Genomic DNA, 15,163 nt, shown 5'->3' on the forward strand with positions numbered 1-15,163 from the left:
TCGCCAATGCTCCGCAGTGGCTCCCTCCTCCGCCTTGCGATGCACGCACCCCAACGCCGCGGCCTATCCGACAAGATCCACAAGACACGCCCTAGCCCCCCAGGTCCGATCACGGCCCGGTTCCCCCCTCGCGGGGGAGCCGGGCCGTGTGCATTCCGGCCGGATCGGCGGCCCGCCCGGCCTGCCCGGACCTGTGCGGCCCCGCTCCGTACGGCCTCCCTCCGTGGGCGAACCGGTGGCGTGATCTCCACCCGGGCCCGTTGACCGTGAACATGTCGCACACGAGACTTTCACGCGGCCTCCACAACTGGCGCACCGTCACCACGGTTCACGGGCCAGCGGGTCGACCGGCTCACCGTCTACGGAAGGACCTCCTCGATGCGTCGTACCGCCGCCGTGTTCGCCACCGCCCTGCTGGCCGGGGCCGCCGCGCTCACCGCGCCATCGGCGAGCGCCGCTCCGGCCGCGCAGTCCGCCACGACCCGCCCGGGCCCGGGCGGCATCGGGAGCTGCACCGAGTCCGGCAACTCCGCGACCTGCACCGGCCTCGACCCGATGCAGACCTGGAGCGTCGGGGGCACCTGCGCGACCTGGGACTTCACCACCAACATGTACGTCTTCTCGCAGGCGTGGAGCGGCACGATGACCGGCGACGGCACCGCCACCGCGACCTGCTGGGGCATGGGCATGTGGTGGGGCGGCGGCGTCTCGTTCGGCCCCGCCGTCCCGGCCGGCCCGGTCGGGCAGATCAGCGGCTACGCGGGCAAGTGCGTCGACGTGCGGGGCGGCGTCGTCAACAACGGCACGCCCGTCCAGATCTGGGACTGCCTCGGCAACGTCAACCAGCGGTGGAAGATCGGCGCCGACGGCACCATCCGCGCCCTCGGCAGGTGCCTGGACGTCCAGGGCGGCAGGACCGGCAACGCCACCCGGGTGCAGATCTACGACTGCAACGGGACCGGCGCGCAGCAGTGGCAGGTCCGGGCCGACGGCTCGATCCTCAACCCGCGGTCCGGCCGCTGCCTGGACAACCTGGGCTTCTCCACCACCAACGGCAACCAACTGGGCATCTGGGACTGCAACGGTGCCGCGAACCAGGTCTGGCACGTGCCCGCCTGATGCGCGCGGCAGCCCGGTCCACCGACTCACCCTCACCCCTAAGGACTTCTTCGATGCGTCGTACCGCCACCCTGTTCGCCACCGCCCTCCTCGCAGGAGCCGCCGCGTTCATCGCGCCGGCCGCCAGTGCCGCGCCGGCGGCTCCGGCCGCGCAGTCCGCCACGACCGTCCCCGGCCCGGGCGGCGTCGGGAGCTGCACCCAGTCCGGCGCATCCGCCACCTGCACCGGCCTCGACCCGATGCAGACCTGGACCCTCGGGGGTAGCTGCGCGACCTGGGACTTCAACACCAACTCGTACGTCTTCTCGCCGCTGTGGAGCAGCTGGGTCACCGGCAACACCACCACCTCCGCAGGCTGCATCGGCATGGGCACGCCATGGTGGGTCGGCGTCTCGTTCGGCCCCGCCGTCCCGGCCGGCCCGGTCGGGCAGGTCACCGGCCTGGCGGGCAAGTGCCTGGACGTGCGCGGCGCCAGCATGGCCAACAAGACGCCCACCCAGGTCTGGGACTGCCTCGGCAACGTCAACCAGCGGTGGAAGATCGGCACCGACGGCACCATCCGCGCCGTCGGCGTCTGCCTGGACATCTGGGACGGCCGTACCGGCAACGGCACCCAGGTGCACACCGGCCCCTGCAACGGCAACATCGCCCAGCAGTGGTGGGTTCGCGGAGACGGCGCGATCGTCAACACGAAGTCCGGCCGCTGCCTGGACATCCGGGGCTACGACACCACCAACGGCAACGTCGTCCAGCTCTGGGACTGCAACGGCACCTCGAACCAGCTCTGGCACCTGCCCGTCTGATGCCGCGTCGCGGCCGCCCGGCCCGGGGGGAAGACCCCGGGCCGGGCGGCCGCCGTTTCGTCGTGCCCGCGAAGGCGCCCCGGCGGGGCCCGTTCAGGCGGGGCCGTTCAGGCGGTGAGGGCGGAGGCGGCCGCCGCCGTCGCCCGGGCCCGGTCGTAGCGCTCCAGGAGGAGGGCGGCGACCTCGGGGGCCGGGCCGAGGACGTCGGCGAGCAGGTCGGCGCAGCCGGTCGAGGCCTCGGCGATGCGGTCGGGGAGCTGGCCGGGGGCGAGCAGATAGGGGGCGACGGCGACCCGTTCCGCGCCGCGCGCGCGCAGGGCGGCCACGGCCTCGGGGACGCGCGGGCCGGCGGCGGAGGCGTAGGCCACCTCGACGGCGGCCCAGCCGCGGGTGAGCCGCCACTCGGCGGCGACGGCGCGGGTGGCGGCGTCGGCGGCCGGGTCGGAGGAGCCGGCCGCGGCCAGGACGACGCCGGTGCGGGCCCGGACGCCGGGGTCGGCGAGGTCCGGCGCGGCCTCGGCGAGGCGGCGGTCCAGCGCGGCGAGCAGGAGCGGTGACGGGCCGAGGACGTCCGCGACGGGGAGGTCGGCGCCGGCGGAGCGGAGCGCGGCGGGGATGTCGTGCTTGGCGTGGAAGGCCCGGTTGAGCAGCAGCGGGACGGCGACGGCCGGGGACAGCCGGCCGACCACCTGCGGGATCCGCGGCGCACAGTGGTCCAGGTAGGCGGTGGCCACCTCCGGCCCGGGGCGCAGTGCCCGGACCTGTTCGACCAGGGCGGCCACCGTCGCGGCGTGCCGGGGGTCGCGGCTGCCGTGGGCGATCAGCAGCAGGGCGGGGCCGCCCGCCGCCACCGGGGTGGCGGGGGCGGCGGACAGCCGGCGGGTTCGCACGGGACGGGTGCCTTACTTCGCGGCGGCCAGCAGGCCGCGGTTGCGCAGTACCCGGCGCTCGATCGGGGTGAACACCAGCAGTTCGATGGCGATCCCGACGAGCAGGATGAGGATGATGCCGAGCAGCACGCCCGCCATGTCCGAGAACTCGCGCTGGTTCTCCAGGTACCGGCCGAGGCCGAGGCCCAGGTCGGGGGAGGAGGCGACGAGTTCGGCGGCCATCAGCGAGCGCCAGGAGAACGCCCAGCCCTGCTTGAGGCCGGCCAGGTAGCCGGGCAGTGCGGCGGGCAGCAGGATGTGGCGGGCACCGGCCAGGCCGGAGGCGCCGATGGTGCGGCCGGCCCGCAGGAACAGCGGCGGCACCTGGTCGATGCCGGCCACCAGGCCGTTGGCGATCGAGGGGACGGCGCCGAGCAGGATGACCGCGTACATCATCGAGTCGTTGATGCCGAGCCAGATGACGGCGGCCGGCACCCAGGCGACCGAGGGCAGCGACTGCAGGCCGGAGAGCACCGGGCCGAGGGCGGCCCGGACCGGCTTGACCCGGGCGACCAGCAGGCCGATCGGGGTGCCGATGACGACGGCGACGACGAAGCCGGAGATGCCCCGCCAGACGCTGGTCCAGATGATCGAGAACAGCGTGCCCGCCGTCCACAGGTCACCGAGGGCGGCGCCGACGTCGGCCGGGCTGGGCAGCTTGTACGCGGTGGTCACGTGCAGGCTGTACGCGCCCTGCCAGACCGCGAGCACCAGCGCCACGCCGAGCAGCGGGGGCAGGGCCTTCTGCCGCAGCGTCTCGCCGACGGACCGCTTGGTGGTGACGACGGCGTCGAGCGCGTCCAGCCCGGCCTCGACGCCGGCGGTGTCGGACTCCGGGCGCTTGTCCAGGGTGGGGGTGGTCTCAGTGCTTGCCATGGCGGCGGATCTCCCCACGCAGTTCTTCGGTGATCTCGATGGACAGGTCGGCCACGCCGGCGGACTCGATGCGGCGCGGCTGCGGCAGGTCGATCCGCCACTCACGGGCGACCCGGCCGGGGCGGGAGGAGAGCAGGACGACGCGCTCGGCCAGACGGACGGCCTCGCGCACGTTGTGGGTGACGAACAGGACGGTGAGCCGGCGCTCGGCCCAGATCCGGGTGATCTCGTCGTGCAGGACGTCCCGGGTGATCGCGTCGAGGGCGGCGAACGGCTCGTCCATCAGCAGCACCTGGCTGCCCTGGGCGAGGGCGCGGGCCATCGCGACGCGCTGGCGCATGCCGCCGGACAGCTCGTGCACGCGCTTGCCGTACGAGCCGCCGAGGCGGACGAGTTCGAGCAGCCGCTCGGCCTCGGCCCGGCGCTCGGGGCGGGGGACGCCGTTGAGCCGCAGGGCGAGTTCGATGTTCTTGCCGGCCGTGAGCCAGGGGAACAGCGCGTGCTCCTGGAACATCAGCGCGGGACGGCCGCCGGGCACCTCGATGGTGCCCGCGGAGGGCTTGTCGAGTCCGGCGACCAGGTTGAGCAGGGTGGACTTGCCGCAGCCCGAGGCTCCGAGCAGCGTGACGAACTCGCCGGGGGCGACGTCGAGGGTGATGTCGTCCAGGACGTGGGTCGCCGCTCCGGGGCGGCCGAAGGACTTGTGCACGTTCGAGATCCGGACGGCGGGCGCGCCGTCGCGGGCCTCGGTGCCGGGGACGTCTTCCGAGGTGGTCAGTGCCGTGGTCATCCGGGCACCTCCTGCGTGAGTGGTCATGGCCCCTCTCCCCCGGCCTGAGCGGCCGGGGGGACCCCCAGCCCGCCGGCGGGCTGGGAGGGGAAGGGATGGCGAAGTGGGAGCCGGGGTCCGGCCCCGCCCGGCCCGTGACTGGGCATCGACCGGGCGGGCGGGGTTCCGGACCGCGGAGCTTGAGCGCGGCGGCGCGTTCACCGGAGGGTGGGTCGCGCCTACTTGGTGCCGAGTCCGGCGTCCGCCACGGGGCCCTGGCCCTTGGCCTGGAGCACCTTGTTGAGCAGCGTCAGGTCGTAGATGCCGTTCAGGTTGGGCTTCTTGAGCAGGCCGGCGGTCACCGCGTTGTCGGCCTCCTTCTGCAGGGTCCCGGCCAGCGGGTCGTCCAGGAAGTCGATGTCCGCCCAGGCCGGGTCGAGGACGGCCGCCTCCAGCGCGTTGCCGGCCTCCTTCTTGATGGCCTCGTTGGCGATCGCCTTGGCCTTGTCGGGGTCGGCCTTGATGAAGGCGTTGGTGTTCACCGAGCCGCGCAGGACGGCCTCGACCACGTCCGGGTGCTCCTTGAGGAACTTCTGCGAGACGATGATGTTGGTGATCACGAACTTCTTGTCCGGCCAGAGGTCCTTCTCGTTGAGCAGGACCTTCGCGCCGAGGGTGACCAGCTTGGACGCGGTGGGCTCGGGCACCCAGGCGCCGTCGATGGAGCCCTGCTTGTAGGCGTCCGGGGTGACCTTGTTGTCCGAGCGGACCACCGAGACGTCGCCGGCGCCGGACTGCGCGTCCACCTTGTAGCCCTTGCCGGCCAGGTAGTTGAGCAGCGCCACGTCCTGGGTGTTGCCGAGCTGCGGGGTGGCGATCTTCTTGCCCTTGAGGTCGTCCAGGGAGGAGATCTTGTCCGGGTTGACGACCAGCTTGACGCCGCCGGAGGCCGAACCGCCGACGATCTTCAGGGACTTGCCCTCGGACTTGGTGTAGCCGTTGATCGCCGGGGAGGGGCCGATCCAGCCGATGTCGATGGAGCCGGCGTTGAGCGCCTCGATCTCGGCCGGGCCCGCGTTGAAGACCTGGGTCTTGATCTTGGTGCCGCCCAGCTCCTTCTGGATCAGGCCCTCCTGCAGGCCGACCAGCGCGGTGCCGTGGGTCAGGTTGGCGAAGTAGCCGATCTTGACCGTGTCGGCGGAGAGCTTGGCGCCCGAGGAATTCGCGGCCGGAGCCGCGTTGTCGGACTTGCTGTCCTCGCTCTTGGAGCCGTAGCCGCAGGCCGTGAGCAGGGCCACCGCGGTGAGCCCGGCTATCGCGGCCGCGGCCGGCCGTCTGATCCGGCCGGCCGCCGGGCGTGCGGGCCTATCGGAGGCGTGGGCGTGCGGAAGTTCCTGGTTCGGTGCCATGGGGTGCGTCCTGTTCTGGACGGGACCGCCGGGGCGGTCTCGGACGGAGGTCGGAAGGCTGTGCTTGCGGCATCCCGCGATGCCGGGCAAGCCGGGCGGACGTCGGCTGTGGGATGACGGCCGCCCGGTGACAGGGGATCAGTGCCCCTGTCGGCCCACACATCGGGTCAGCCCGCCCTGGCCGCTGCCGAGGACGCCGCTGCCGATGCGGCCGCCTTCCTTGTCCATGCCCGAGAACGCCTCGCTGGGCATCAGACCCAGTCCTCCTCGTCGGGTGCGTCCGGCGCGCCGGCGGCGCGCACGGTCTCGAAGGCCTCGCCCGCCATGCCGGCGGTGAGGGTGGTGCCGTCGGCCGGGTCGATCAGCAGGAACGATCCGGTCCGGCGGTTGTCGGTGTAGTCGTCGAGCGCCAGCGGCTCCGCGGTGCGCAGCACCACGTGGCCGATGTCGTTGACCCCCAGCCCCTCGGCGCCGGGGCGCTGTTCGAGGCTGTCGATGTCGATCCGGTACGAGATCTCCTTGACCAGCGCGCGCACCGTGCGGGTGGTGTGCTTGAGCAGCACCTTGGCGCCGGGGAGCAGCGGACGCTCGTTGAGGTGGCAGACCGTGGCCGCGATGTCCTTGACGGGCTCGGGGGCCGGGCCGGCCGCGATCAGGTCGCCGCGGGAGACGTCGATGTCGTCGGCGAGGCGCACGGTGACCGACTGGGGGGCCCAGGCGATGTCGGTGGCCCTGCCGAGGGCGTCGATGCCGGCGATGGTGGTGGTGTGGCCGGAGGGCAGGACGGTGACGGGGTCGCCGACGCGCAGGACGCCGGAGGCCAGCTGGCCGGCGTAGCCGCGGTAGTCGGGGTGCTCGTCGGTTTGCGGGCGGATCACGTACTGGACGGGGAAGCGGGCCGGCTCGGCGCTGGGGTCGCTGCCGACCGGGACGCTCTCCAGGTGCTCCAGCAGGGTGGGGCCGCCGTACCAGTCCATGTGGGCGGAGGGCTCGACGACGTTGTCGCCGGCCAGCGCGGAGATCGGGACGGCGACGACGTCCTCGACGCCGAGGGAGGCCGCGTAGGCGGTGAACTCGGCGGCGATGGCGGCGAAGACGGGCTCGGCGTAGTCGACGAGGTCCATCTTGTTGACGGCAAGGACGACGTGCGGCACCCGCAGCAGGGCGGCGACGGCGGCGTGCCGGCGGGTCTGCTCGACGACGCCGTTGCGGGCGTCGACGAGGACCACGGCGAGCTCGGCGGTGGAGGCGCCGGTGACCATGTTCCGGGTGTACTGCACGTGGCCCGGGGTGTCGGCGAGGATGAACCGGCGCCGGGCGGTGGCGAAGTAGCGGTAGGCCACGTCGATGGTGATGCCCTGCTCGCGCTCGGCGCGCAGGCCGTCGGTGAGCAGCGCCAGGTCGGGGGCGTCCTGGCCGCGGTTGCGGGAGGCGTGCTCGACGGCCTCCAGCTGGTCGGCGAGGACCGACTTGGAGTCGTGCAGCAGCCGGCCGACCAGGGTGGACTTGCCGTCGTCGACGGACCCGGCGGTGGCGAAGCGCAGCAGCGAGGTCGCGCTGGTCTCGATGGTCGTGCTCATTTAGAAGTACCCCTCGCGCTTGCGGTCTTCCATCGCGGCCTCGGACAGCTTGTCGTCGGCCCGCGTCGCGCCGCGCTCGGTGAGGCGGCTGGCGGCGATCTCGGCGATGACGGCCTGGATGTCGGCGGCGTCCGAGTCGACGGCCCCGGTGCAGGACATGTCACCGACCGTGCGGTAGCGGATGAGGCGGCGCTCGACCGTCTCGTGCTCCTTGGGGCCGCCCCACTCACCGGCGGTCAGCCACATGCCGCTGCGGGCGAAGACGTCGCGCTCGTGGGCGTAGTAGATCTCGGGGAGCTCGATGCCCTCGCGCTCGATGTACTGCCAGACGTCCAGCTCGGTCCAGTTGGAGAGCGGGAAGACGCGCACGTGCTCGCCGACGGCGTGCCGGCCGTTGTACAACGACCAGAGCTCGGGGCGCTGGCGGCGCGGGTCCCAGGCACCGAACTCGTCGCGCAGGGAGAAGACGCGCTCCTTGGCGCGGGCCTTCTCCTCGTCGCGGCGGCCGCCGCCGAAGACCGCGTCGAAGCGGCCCTTCTCGATGGCGTCCAGCAGCGGGACGGTCTGCAGCGGGTTGCGGGTGCCGTCGGGGCGCTCGCGCAGCCGGCCGTCGTCGATGAAGTCCTGGACGTGGGCGACGTGCAGGCGCAGGTTGTGCTCGGCGACCACGCGGTCCCGGTAGGCGATGACCTCGGGGAAGTTGTGGCCGGTGTCCACGTGCAGCAGCGAGAAGGGCACGGCGGCCGGCCAGAAGGCCTTGAGCGCCAGGTGCAGCATGACGATGGAGTCCTTGCCGCCCGAGAAGAGGATCACCGGGCGCTCGAACTCCCCCGCGACCTCGCGGAAGATGTGCACCGACTCGGCCTCCAGCGCGTCCAGGTGGGACAGCGCGAAGGGGGTGTCGTCGGCGTGCACCAGGTGCTGGGTCGCGGTCGTCATGCGAGGCCCCTCTCGGTCAGGAAGGCGTGCAGCTCGGCGGCGCTCTCGGCCACCTCGCGGCCCTGGGTCTGCAGACGCAGCTCGGGGTCCACGGGGGCCTCGTACGGGTCGTCCACGCCGGTGAGTCCGGAGATCTCCCCGGCGGCCTGCTTGGCGTACAGGCCCTTCACGTCGCGCTCGGCGCACAGCTCCACCGGGGTGGCGACGTGGATCTCGAGGAACGGGGTGCCGTTGGCGGCGTGCCGCTCGCGCACGGAGGTGCGGGAGTCCGCGTACGGGGCGATGACCGGGGCCAGCACCTTGACGCCGTTGGCGGCGAGCTTCTCGGCGACGAAGCCGATCCGGGTGACGTTGGTGTGCCGGTCCTCGCGGGTGAAGCCGAGGCCCTTGGAGAGGAACTCGCGGATCTCGTCGCCGTCGAGGACCTCGACCCGGTGGCCCTCGGCACGCAGCCGCTCGGCCAGCGCGAAGGCCAGCGTGGTCTTGCCCGCGCTCGGCAGACCGGTCAGCCACACCGTGGCGCCGCGCTCGCAGGGGGCGGCCGCGGGGGCCGCCTCTGCGGCTCCGTCGGCGGCCGGGGTGGTGGCTGTGCTCACGGTCGTTTCTCCAGTTGGTCGTTGACGGTGGGTCGGGTCGGGGTCAGAGATGGATGCCGCACTCGGTCTTGCCGGAGCCGGACCAGCGGCCGGCGCGGGCGTCCTCGCCCTCGGCGGGCTTGCGGGTGCAGGACAGCGGCGAGCAGCCGATCGAGGTGTAGCCCTCCCACAGCAGCGGGTTGAGCAGCACGCCGTGGGCGTTGACGTAGGCGTCGACGTCCTCCTGCGTCCACCGGGCGATCGGGGCGAGCTTCACCTTGCGGCGCTTTGCGTCCCAGGACACCACCGGGGTGTTCGCGCGGGTCGGCGACTCGTCGCGGCGCAGGCCGGTGGCCCAGGCGTCGTAGCCCGCCAGGCCGCGGTTGAGTGGCTCGACCTTGCGCAGGGCGCAGCACAGGTCCGGGTCGCGGTCGTGCAGGTTCGGCCCGTACCGGGCGTCCTGCTCGGCCACGGTCTGCAGCGGCGTCAGGGTGATGACGTTGACCGGCAGGACGGCCGCCACCGCGTCGCGGGTGCCGATGGTCTCGGCGAAGTGGTAGCCGGTGTCCAGGAACACCACGTCCACGCCGGGCATGACGGTCGAGGCGAGGTGGGCGACGACCGCGTCCTCCATGGAGGAGGTGACGCAGAACCGCTTGCCGAAGGTGTCGGCGGCCCACTTCAGGATCTCCTGGGCGCCGGCCTCCTCCAGCTCACGGCCGGCCTCGGCGGCGAGCCGCTCGTGGTCGACGTCAGTCGCGCTGGTCATGTGCGGTACCCCCGTGGGTCGGTGACAGCAGGCCGAGGAACTTCAACTGGAAAGCCCGGCGGCAGCCGTGGCATTCCCAGGCGCCGTGTCCGGTCTCGGACGGACGCAGGTCCTCGTCCCCGCAGTAGGGGCAGTGGAAGGGCGCGGCTCGCTCGCTCATCGCCCACCTCGCTCCGCTCGGCGCCCGCTTCGCGAGCACACGCACAGCTTGTTGGTTCTCCCCCGGCCTTCGGCCAGGGGTACCCCCATGCTCCGCTCGCTCACGACAGCTGCTCCTCGCTGGCCCGGGCCGTCCACTGGGCGAAGCGCTCGCCCTCGGCGCGGTCCTCGCGGAAGCGGGTCAGGACGCGCTCGACGTAGTCGGGCAGGCCCTCCTTGGTGACCTTGAGCCCGCGGACCTTGCGGCCGAAGCCGGCCTCCAGGCCCAGCGCGCCGCCCAGGTGCACCTGGTAGCCCTCGACCTGGGCGCCGTTCTCGTCGCTCACCAGCTGGCCCTTGAGGCCGATGTCGGCGACCTGGATGCGGGCGCAGGCGTTGGGGCAGCCGTTGATGTTGATGGTCAGCGGCTCGTCGAAGTCCGGCAGGCGCTTCTCCAGCTCGTCGATGAGCGTGCGGCCGCGCTCCTTGGTCTCGACGATGGCGAGCTTGCAGTACTCGATGCCGGTGCAGGCCATGGTGCCGCGGCGGAACGGCGACGGGGTGACCCGCAGGTCCAGCGCCTCCAGGCCGGCCACCAGCGACTCGACCCGGTCCTCGGCGATGTCGAGGACGAGCATCTTCTGCTCGGCGGTGGTGCGCAGCCGGTCGCTGCCGTGGGCGGCGGCGAGGTCGGCGACCTGGCCCAGCAGCTTGCCGTCGACCCGGCCGACGCGCGGCGCGAAGCCGACGTAGTAGCGGCCGTCCTTCTGCCGGTGCACGCCGACGTGGTCGCGCCAGCGGCCGGCGGGCTGGGCGGGGGCGGGGCCGTCCACCAGCTTGTACTTGAGGTACTCGTCCTCCAGCACCTGACGGAACTTCTCCACGCCCCAGTCGGCGACCAGGAACTTCAGCCGGGCGCGGTTGCGCAGGCGGCGGTAGCCGTAGTCGCGGAAGATGCCGATGACGCCGCCGTAGACGTCCGCGACCTCGTCCAGCGGGACCCAGGCGCCCAGGCGGACACCGAGCTTGGGGTTGGTGGAGAGGCCGCCGCCGACCCAGAGGTCGAAGCCGGGGCCGTGCTCGGGGTGGACCACGCCGACGAAGGCGACGTCGTTGATCTCGTGCGCGACGTCCAGCAGCGGGGAGCCGGAGACGGCGGACTTGAACTTGCGCGGCAGGTTGGAGAAGTCCTTGTTGCCGATGAAGCGGCGCTGGATCTCCTCGATGGCGGAGGTGCCGTCGATGATCTCGTCCTCGGCGATGCCGGCCACCGGGGAGCCGAGGATGACGCGCGGGGTGTCGCCGCAGGCCTCGGTGGTGGACAGGCCGACGGCCTCCAGCTTCTGCCAGATCGCCGGGACGTCCTCGATCCGGATCCAGTGGTACTGGACGTTCTGCCGGTCGGTCAGGTCGGCGGTGTTGCGCGCGTACTGCTCGGAGACCTCGGCGATCGCCTTGAGCTGGGCGACCGTCAGCCGGCCGCCGTCGATGCGCACGCGGAGCATGAAGTACTCGGCGTCCAGCTCGTGCGGCTCCAGGATCGCGGTCTTGCCGCCGTCGATGCCCTCCTTGCGCTGGGTGTACAGCCCCCACCAGCGCATCCGGCCGCGCAGGTCCGCCGGGTCGATGGAGTCGAAGCCCCGGTGCGCGTAGATCGTCTCAATACGTGTCCGCACATTGAGACCGTCGTCGTCCTTCTTGAACTGCTCGTTGGCGTTCAGAGGGGTGAAGTGGCCCATGCCCCACTGGCCCTCGCCGCGGTGACGGGTCACCTTGCGAGCGGCGGCGGGGCGCCGCGCGGGGGCGCGGTCGGCCGTGGGCTCGGCGGTCTCGGGGGAGGTGGCCATGGTGAAGTCCTTCGGGGCAGGTGGCTCTGGCGCCGGGTGGTCGCGGGGCGGTGCTCGGCGGTGCGGTGCTGCTGTGACCTGCTGGTTTCTCAGGGCCGGGAGAAGCAGTGACCGTGGCCGGTGGGCGCCTGCGCGTCCGCGTCGGCGGGGACGGCGAGGTGGTGGCGCCGGGGTGCGGTGGAGGCAGCGGGGTGGGGCTCAGGTCACCGGACAGATGGCGCTGGACACGCGAAGGAGATCGACGTGGAGTCGACCTACTAGGGTGGTTCCGGCGCTTGGCATGGCAAGAGATTCGCACGGGGAGCGACGTGCGGTCCACTAACGTCCGCATGATGGACGTTGAGGACTCGCATTTCGAGACGCTCTGACGTTCCGGCCGCTCGCCGGATCCCCGGCCCGGCGGCCCGTCCACGAGCCGCCCGCGAGCCGTCCACGAACCGCCCGCGCGGGCGTCGACGGTACTCCGAACTCCCGGCCCCGGGGCGGCCCCTCCCACGTCCCGGTGCGGCCCCTCCCGCGTTCCGTGCGGGCCCGTACGGCCCCGGTGCCGGCCCGCCCGCCGCCGAGCGGTCCGCATCACAGCCCGGCGAGATCGGCCCCCGTCGCCCGGCCCGATACCGTTAGCCCTGTGCAACCAGCAGGCGAAACGACGAAACCGAACCCCGAGCGGCCCTCACGTCGTCGGGGCAAGGGATCCCGGCGCGCGGCGAAGCAGGTGACCTGGCGCAGTACCGCCTGGGCCCTGATCAAGGACACCACCAACACCTGCGTCGAGTACCGGGTCACCGGACTCGCCGCGGAGGCCGCCTTCTTCACCCTGCTCTCGATCCCGCCGCTGCTGCTCTGCCTCGCCGGCACGCTCGGGTACCTGGACGAGTTCCTCGGCGCGGGCACGATCGACAAGCTGAAGCAGGACATCCTCTCGGCAGCCGGGACGGTCCTCTCCGACTCGTCCATCAAACAGGTCGTCGTCCCGCTGCTGGACGACGTCTTCGACCACACCCGGCCCGACCTGATCTCGATCGGCTTCCTGCTGTCGCTCTGGTCGGGCTCCCGGGCGCTCTACATCTTCATCGACACCATCACCGTCATGTACGGGCTGGACGGCAAACGCGGCATCGTCAAGACGCGGCTGATGTCGCTCGGCCTCTATCTCGGGGCGCTGGTGATCGGCTCGCTGGTGCTGCCGCTGCTGGTGGCCGGCCCGGGCCTGGTGGTGGCCGCCGTCCCCGACTCGGCGACGCTGGTCAACGCGCTCTACTGGCCCGCCGCGATCCTGCTGCTGATCGTCTCCCTCACCACGCTCTACCACCTCGCCGTGCCGGTCTCCACGCCCTGGCGCGAGGACATCCCGGGCGCCCTGGTCGCGCTGGTCGTCCTGGTGGTGTGCAGCGTGCTGCTCCGCCTCTACCTGGTCAGCTCCGTCGAGGGCCCCTCGGTGTACGGCTCGCTGGCCGCGCCGGTGGCCGTCCTGCTGTGGATCGGCGTGGTCGCGCTGGCCGTCCTGATCGGCGCCGCGATGAACGCCGCCATAGACCGCCGCTGGCCCACCCTGGAGACCGCCGACGCCCGCGCCGAGAACGAGCGCGCCCACGAGGAGGCCGCGGCCGCGGTGGTCCGCGAGGTCGCCGCCCGCCGCGCGGTCGAACGGGCCCGCCGGGCGCGCGAGCTCGGTCTCGCCGAGGGCGCCGAGGAGGAGTACGCGGGGGAGGAGGACGCCGAGGACCTCGACGCGCCCTCCGAGTACCCGGAGCGCTGGGCCGACGTGCTGGCCGCCGACGACATCCGCGGCCGCCTCGGCCCGCGCGGCGGCGGTCCGCACCACCGGCCCGCCCCGCCCCCGCCGGACAGCGACCGCCCGACCGCCCCGCCGCCGGACTGGACCCTGCCCAGCTACCCGCCCCGCCCGCCGTGGGATCAGCAGCGCTGACGGGCGGGGTGTTCGCGGTGGCCGGTGTTCGCGCAGGCCCGCGGAGGGATGAGAGGGTCGCGGATAAATCGGTTGGCGCCGCCGTTCGCGTTGGCTAGCGTGGGCAGCGTCCGGATCGAGGGCACCACCATGGCGTACGTCATGGTGTCGATGCCCCAGGAGAGAAGCAGGAGGTGGGCCCCATGGCCGTCACCGTCGCCACGGCTGCCCTCGGCAGCACCCGCACCCCCCACCTCTTCCGCCCGGCCGCCGGCTGACGCAGCCCCGCTCGCGAGCAGTCGCCGCCCGCCGGGATCGCATTCCTCCCGAAGGGCCACCGCGTTGTTCAACGCCGCCTCTCTTTCCGTCTCCGACTTCCCCCTGTCCGGCTACGGCTGGACCTCCGAGCTCGAAGAGCTCTTCACCCCGCTCGCCGAGGCCGGTCTGGCCGCCGGCCGGATCACCCGGGTCGACCGCGGTCAGTGCGACGTCGTCCTGACCGACCCGGAGAGCGGCGCGCCGCGCACCGTACGGGCCGACACCCGCGCGGTGGGCGACGCGGACCTGATCAACTGCCCCTGCACGGGCGACTGGGCCGCCGTCGACCTCGCGGCCGACCCGATGCCCTCCGTGGCGGCGTTGCTGCCGCGGTCGACCGCGATCATCCGCAAGGTGTCCGGCAAGCGCTCCGACGGCCAGGTGCTGGCCGCCAACGTGGACACCGTGCTGATCGCGGCCTCGCTCGCCGCCGAGCCCGACCTCGGACGCATCGAGCGCTTCCTGGCGCTGGCCTGGGAGTCCGGTGCCGAGCCGCTGGTCGCCCTCACCAAGGCCGACCTGGTCGACGACGCCGACCACATCCGCGCCGACGTCGAGGCGATCGCCCCCGGCGTCACCGTGCTGGTGGTCAGCGCCGAGACCGGCGAGGGCGTCGACGTGCTGCGCGCCTGCGTGGGGCGGAGCACCGCGCTGGTCGGCCAGTCCGGCGTCGGCAAGTCGACCCTCACCAACGCGCTGGCCGGCACCGAGGTGATGACCGTCCAGGAGACCCGCTCGGTCGACGAGAAGGGCCGGCACACCACGACCACCCGCGAGCTGATCCCGCTGCCCGGCGGCGGCGTGCTGATCGACACGCCCGGTCTGCGCGAGGTCGGCCTCTACGGCGGTGACGGGCTGGCGCTCGCCTTCTCCGACATCGAGGACCTCGCCGAGCAGTGCCGGTTCCACGACTGCGGCCACCGCAGCGAGCCCGGCTGCGCGGTGCGGGCGGCGCTGGAGGACGGCAGCCTTCCGCAGCGCCGGATGGACAGCTACCTCAAGCTCCAGCGCGAGAGCGACTGGATCGCGGCCCGCTCCGACGCCCGGCTCGCCGCCGAGCGGCTCCGGAAGTGGAAGACGATCACCAAGTCGATGCGGGGGCTGCCGGTGAAGCGCTGACCCCCGCCGGCGTGACCGGCCCGCCGTACCCACGGCGGGCCGGTGTGCCCGTCCGTACCGGTGC

The 15,163-nt window shown here is 72.8% G+C and carries 16 protein-coding genes; 4 read left to right on the forward strand and 12 right to left on the reverse strand.

Annotation, left to right across the window (positions count from 1 at the left end):
- The first annotated feature begins 378 nt into the window (after nucleotides 1–378).
- Both ACWEQL_RS19540 and ACWEQL_RS19545 read left to right on the forward strand, forming a co-directional pair.
- Complete coding sequence (locus ACWEQL_RS19540) at nucleotides 379–1,119, forward strand: RICIN domain-containing protein (protein WP_452151513.1); 741 nt, start codon at nucleotides 379–381, stop codon at nucleotides 1,117–1,119.
- A gap of 53 nt (nucleotides 1,120–1,172) precedes the next feature.
- The gene (locus ACWEQL_RS19545) at nucleotides 1,173–1,922 is read left to right on the forward strand and encodes an RICIN domain-containing protein (protein WP_452151514.1); all 750 of its coding nucleotides are present in this window, start codon (nucleotides 1,173–1,175) and stop codon (nucleotides 1,920–1,922) included.
- Nucleotides 1,923–2,029: 107 nt separating this feature from the next.
- On the opposite strand, the gene ACWEQL_RS19550 is transcribed toward ACWEQL_RS19545, so the two are convergent.
- From ACWEQL_RS19550 to ACWEQL_RS19600, 11 genes are all read right to left on the reverse strand, one after another.
- Nucleotides 2,030–2,812, reverse strand: a complete 783-nt coding sequence (locus ACWEQL_RS19550) for a sirohydrochlorin chelatase (protein WP_452151515.1) — start codon at nucleotides 2,810–2,812, stop codon at nucleotides 2,030–2,032.
- Nucleotides 2,813–2,824: 12 nt separating this feature from the next.
- The gene (locus ACWEQL_RS19555; protein ID WP_452151516.1) at nucleotides 2,825–3,727 is read right to left on the reverse strand and encodes an ABC transporter permease; all 903 of its coding nucleotides are present in this window, start codon (nucleotides 3,725–3,727) and stop codon (nucleotides 2,825–2,827) included.
- Nucleotides 3,714–4,517, reverse strand: a complete 804-nt coding sequence (locus tag ACWEQL_RS19560; RefSeq protein WP_452151517.1) for an ABC transporter ATP-binding protein — start codon at nucleotides 4,515–4,517, stop codon at nucleotides 3,714–3,716. The genes ACWEQL_RS19555 and ACWEQL_RS19560 overlap by 14 nt, the downstream gene beginning before the upstream one ends.
- A gap of 218 nt (nucleotides 4,518–4,735) precedes the next feature.
- Nucleotides 4,736–5,905 carry an aliphatic sulfonate ABC transporter substrate-binding protein gene (locus ACWEQL_RS19565; protein ID WP_452151518.1) on the reverse strand — a complete coding sequence of 390 codons (1,170 nt, stop codon included), beginning with the start codon at nucleotides 5,903–5,905 and terminating at the stop codon, nucleotides 4,736–4,738.
- A 251-nt stretch (nucleotides 5,906–6,156) separates the two neighbouring features.
- Nucleotides 6,157–7,485, reverse strand: coding sequence for a sulfate adenylyltransferase subunit 1 (locus ACWEQL_RS19570; protein ID WP_452151519.1), 1,329 nt, complete (start codon nucleotides 7,483–7,485; stop codon nucleotides 6,157–6,159).
- Complete coding sequence (gene cysD / locus ACWEQL_RS19575; RefSeq protein ID WP_452151520.1) at nucleotides 7,486–8,424, reverse strand: sulfate adenylyltransferase subunit CysD; 939 nt, start codon at nucleotides 8,422–8,424, stop codon at nucleotides 7,486–7,488.
- Nucleotides 8,421–9,020: an adenylyl-sulfate kinase gene (cysC, locus tag ACWEQL_RS19580; protein ID WP_452151521.1), complete on the reverse strand. Its 600-nt coding sequence runs from the start codon at nucleotides 9,018–9,020 to the stop codon at nucleotides 8,421–8,423. Before cysC ends, cysD begins: the two co-directional genes overlap by 4 nt.
- Nucleotides 9,021–9,063: 43 nt before the next feature.
- Complete coding sequence (locus tag ACWEQL_RS19585; RefSeq protein ID WP_452151522.1) at nucleotides 9,064–9,768, reverse strand: phosphoadenylyl-sulfate reductase; 705 nt, start codon at nucleotides 9,766–9,768, stop codon at nucleotides 9,064–9,066.
- Nucleotides 9,752–9,928, reverse strand: coding sequence for a hypothetical protein (locus ACWEQL_RS19590; RefSeq protein WP_452151523.1), 177 nt, complete (start codon nucleotides 9,926–9,928; stop codon nucleotides 9,752–9,754). Before ACWEQL_RS19590 ends, ACWEQL_RS19585 begins: the two co-directional genes overlap by 17 nt.
- A 100-nt stretch (nucleotides 9,929–10,028) precedes the next feature.
- Nucleotides 10,029–11,753, reverse strand: coding sequence for a nitrite/sulfite reductase (locus tag ACWEQL_RS19595; RefSeq protein WP_452151524.1), 1,725 nt, complete (start codon nucleotides 11,751–11,753; stop codon nucleotides 10,029–10,031).
- Nucleotides 11,754–11,951: 198 nt separating this feature from the next.
- Nucleotides 11,952–12,035 carry a putative leader peptide gene (locus tag ACWEQL_RS19600; RefSeq protein ID WP_310593185.1) on the reverse strand — a complete coding sequence of 28 codons (84 nt, stop codon included), beginning with the start codon at nucleotides 12,033–12,035 and terminating at the stop codon, nucleotides 11,952–11,954.
- A 433-nt stretch (nucleotides 12,036–12,468) separates the two neighbouring features.
- Between ACWEQL_RS19600 and ACWEQL_RS19605 the strand changes: the two genes are divergently transcribed.
- Nucleotides 12,469–13,683, forward strand: a complete 1,215-nt coding sequence (locus tag ACWEQL_RS19605; protein WP_452151525.1) for a YihY/virulence factor BrkB family protein — start codon at nucleotides 12,469–12,471, stop codon at nucleotides 13,681–13,683.
- Here the strand turns inward: ACWEQL_RS19605 and ACWEQL_RS19610 are convergent.
- A complete protein-coding gene (locus ACWEQL_RS19610) occupies nucleotides 13,671–14,012 on the reverse strand; it encodes a hypothetical protein (RefSeq protein ID WP_452151526.1) in 342 nt (113 codons plus the stop codon). The genes ACWEQL_RS19605 and ACWEQL_RS19610 overlap by 13 nt on opposite strands.
- On the opposite strand from ACWEQL_RS19610, the gene rsgA reads away from it, so the two are divergent.
- Entirely contained in the window at nucleotides 14,005–15,099 is a 1,095-nt protein-coding gene (rsgA, locus tag ACWEQL_RS19615) for a ribosome small subunit-dependent GTPase A (RefSeq protein WP_452151527.1), read from the forward strand. The two genes, ACWEQL_RS19610 and rsgA, sit on opposite strands and share 8 nt — an antisense overlap.
- Nucleotides 15,100–15,163: the final 64 nt, after the last annotated feature.

The organism is Kitasatospora sp. NPDC004240 (assembly GCF_053603215.1).